At 54.5% G+C, this 2,897-nt stretch carries 4 protein-coding genes; all 4 read right to left on the bottom strand.

What is annotated here, in order from left to right:
- Positions 1-252: phage portal protein (locus J5M71_RS25730; RefSeq protein ID WP_207838241.1), on the bottom strand; the 252-nt coding region annotated here is incomplete at its 3' end.
- Positions 249-455 carry a gpW family protein gene (locus J5M71_RS25725; protein ID WP_000198149.1) on the bottom strand — a complete coding sequence of 69 codons (207 nt, stop codon included), beginning with the start codon at positions 453-455 and terminating at the stop codon, positions 249-251. The genes J5M71_RS25730 and J5M71_RS25725, both read right to left, overlap by 4 nt.
- Positions 452-2,377, bottom strand: a complete 1,926-nt coding sequence (locus J5M71_RS25720; protein WP_001027292.1) for a phage terminase large subunit family protein — start codon at positions 2,375-2,377, stop codon at positions 452-454. The genes J5M71_RS25725 and J5M71_RS25720 overlap by 4 nt, the downstream gene beginning before the upstream one ends.
- Positions 2,352-2,897, bottom strand: a complete 546-nt coding sequence (locus J5M71_RS25715) for a DNA-packaging protein (protein ID WP_000453580.1) — start codon at positions 2,895-2,897, stop codon at positions 2,352-2,354. The genes J5M71_RS25720 and J5M71_RS25715 overlap by 26 nt, the downstream gene beginning before the upstream one ends.

The following is a 2,897-nucleotide window of genomic DNA, read 5'->3' as shown; positions in this document are numbered from 1 at the left end:
AGACCCGACGATATGATCCTGATGCAGCTGGATGGCGTTGGCGGCATAGCCGTTATTGCGTACCAGATCGTCTGCGCGGGCATTGCCACGGGTAAAGTTGGGCAACAGGGCTGCATCCACACTTTCACTCGGTGGGTTCCACGACCGCAACTGCCCTCCAAATCCGCTGCCACCGCCGTGATAACCGGCATATTCGCGCAGCGATGTCATGCCGTCCGGCCCCAGAAGGGTGGGAATGGTGGGCGTTTTCATACATAAAATCCTGCAGGTCCCCTGCGTCGCTGTGTCATGCCGGTCTGCACTTCCAGCTCTGCAATATATTTTTTCAGGTCAGACACGGAAGTGGCCGTAAACTCCACCCTTCGTCCGTCTTTCTGTACTGTTGCCACCCGTTTACCTGTCATCAGGTCATGCAGTGCCGCACGGGCAGCGGCAAGTTCTTCCTGTCGCGTCATTCATCCTCTCCGGATAAGGCACGGGCGTAATCTGCCAGTGTTTTCTTGTTGGTTGCTGCACCATCCTCTTCCTGCAGGCTCGCCAGCAGCGCACTGAGATCCAGCTGCCAGCGGGAAATACTGATGCGCAGCGCCGCCAGCGCATAAACGAAGCAGTCGAGTGCCTCATTGCGTCGCTTTTTGCTGTCCCACAGTATTTTTTTCCTGCCATCCACCCATTTTTCGACCTGCTCTTCAGCAGTCAGCTGCTGCGCTTCGGTCAGATCAAAAATATCCGGGTTATTCGGGAAGTGAACGGCACCGGGAAGCGGTTCATCCCCTTCCGGCGTCAGTGTGAAGCGGTTATAAATCTGCTCTTTCGCGGTATCCGTACCGATTTCGGTAAGGTAAACCCCGTTTTTGTTTCGCTTACGTGGCATGCTGGCCACCGGCTTTCCGTAGACGGATGCCCCTTTAATGGGGATCACCCGGAACAGCCCATGTTTTTTCGAGCGTTCATACACAATGGTCGGGTCAATCCCGCCAGTATCCCAGCAGATACGGGATATCGACATTTCTGCACCATTCCGGCGGGTATAGGTTTTATTGATGGCCTCATCCACACGCAGCAGCGTCTGTTCATCGTCGTGGCGGCCCATAATAATCTGCCGGTCAATCAGCCAGCTTTCCTCACCCGGCCCCCATCCCCATACGCGCATTTCGTAGCGGTCCAGCTGGGAGTCGATACCGGCGGTCAGGTAAGCCACACGGTCAGGAACGGGCGCTGAATAATGCTCTTTCCGCTCTGCCATCACTTCAGCATCCGGACGTTCGCCAATTTTCGCCTCCCACGTCTCACCGAGCGTGGTGTTTACGAAGGTTTTACGTTTTCCCGTATCCCCTTTCGTTTTCATCCAGTCTTTGACAATCTGCACCCAGGTGGTGAACGGGCTGTACGCTGTCCAGATGTGAAAGGTCACACTGTCAGGTGGCTCAATCTCTTCACCGGATGACGAAAACCAGAGAATGCCATCACGGGTCCAGATCCCGGTCTTTTCGCAGATATAACGGGCATCAGTAAAGTCCAGCTCCTGCTGGCGGATGACGCAGGCATTATGCTCGCAGAGATAAAACACGCTGGAGGGGTCATCCGGCGTCCATTTGAGGCCAAACGGCGTCTCTTTGTCGCCAAATTTAAGATACTGCTCCTCCCCGCAATGCGGGCAGGCAACATGAAAACGCATAAAATGCGGGGATTCACTGGCTGCACGCTCAATCTGACAGGTGCCTCTCACTTTTGGCGTGGAGCCACGGATGGACTTTGGCCAGACCGAGCCTTCAATACGCTTGTCACCCAGGAACGTCGGAGAGCCTTCCTGTTCAATATCATCATCAAAAGCAGCAAGTTCATCATAACCCGCCACATCCACCGACTTTTCACGGTAGTTTTTTGCCGCTTTACCGCCCAGGCACCAGAAGCCACGCCCATTAGTGAAACGCTTCATGGTGAGCGTGTTATCCCGGTGCTTTTTGCCATACCACGGGGCCAGCGCCAGCAGCGACGGAATATCACGAATAGTCGGCTCAACGTGGGTTTTCATAAAGTTCTCGGCATCACCATCCGTCGGCAACCAGATAAGGGTGTTGCGCTGCTTATGCTCTATAAAGTAGGCATAAACACCCAGCAGCATTTTGGAATAACCGACACGGGCAGACTTCACCACATTCACCTCACGGATGTAGTCGCTGCCCATCGCATTCATGATGGCCCGCTGAAAGGGCAGTGTTTCCCAGCGCCCTTCCTGGTATGCGGATTCTTTCGGGAGATAGTAATTAGCATCCGCCCATTCAACGGCGGTCTGTGGCTCCGGCCTGAACAGTGAGCGAAGCCCGGCGCGGACAAAATGCCGCAGCCTGTTAACCTGACTGTTCGATATATTCACTCAGCAACCCCGGTATCAGTTCATCCAGCGCGGCTGCTTTGTTCATGGCTTTGATGATATCCCGTTTCAGGAAATCAACATGTCGGTTTTCCAGTTCCGGAAAACGCCGCTGCACCGACAGGGGGAGCCCGTCGAGAATACTGGCAATTTCACCTGCGATCCGCGACAGCACGAAAGTACAGAATGCGGTTTCCACCACTTCAGCGGAGTCTCTGGCATTCTTCAGTTCCTGTGCGTCGGCCTGCGCACGCGTAAGTCGATGGCGTTCGTACTCAATAGTTCCTGGCTGGAGATCTGCCTCGCTGGCCTGCCGCAGTTCTTCAACCTCCCGGCGCAGCTTTTCGTTCTCAATTTCAGCATCCCTTTCGGCATACCATTTTATGACGGCGGCAGAGTCATAAAGCACCTCATTACCCTTGCCACCGCCTCGCAGAACGGGCATTCCCTGTTCCTGCCAGTTCTGAATGGTACGGATACTCGCACCGAAAATGTCAGCCAGCTGCTTTTTGTTGACTTCCAT

The sequence above is a fragment of the Pseudomonas sp. 43(2021) genome (assembly GCF_017490805.1).
In the GTDB taxonomy this organism is placed as follows: Bacteria; Pseudomonadota; Gammaproteobacteria; order Pseudomonadales; family Pseudomonadaceae; genus Aquipseudomonas.
Note: the sequence above shows the minus strand (reverse complement) of the source record. Positions and strands in the feature narration are given on the sequence as shown.

Bases quoted from the DNA above. Each gene is read 5' to 3' on its own strand.
- J5M71_RS25725 (WP_000198149.1), bottom strand. From the start codon at position 455: ATGACGCGACAGGAAGAACTTGCCGCTGCCCGTGCGGCACTGCATGAC.
- J5M71_RS25715 (WP_000453580.1), bottom strand. From the start codon at position 2,897: ATGGAAGTCAACAAAAAGCAGCTGGCTGACATTTTCGGTGCGAGTATC.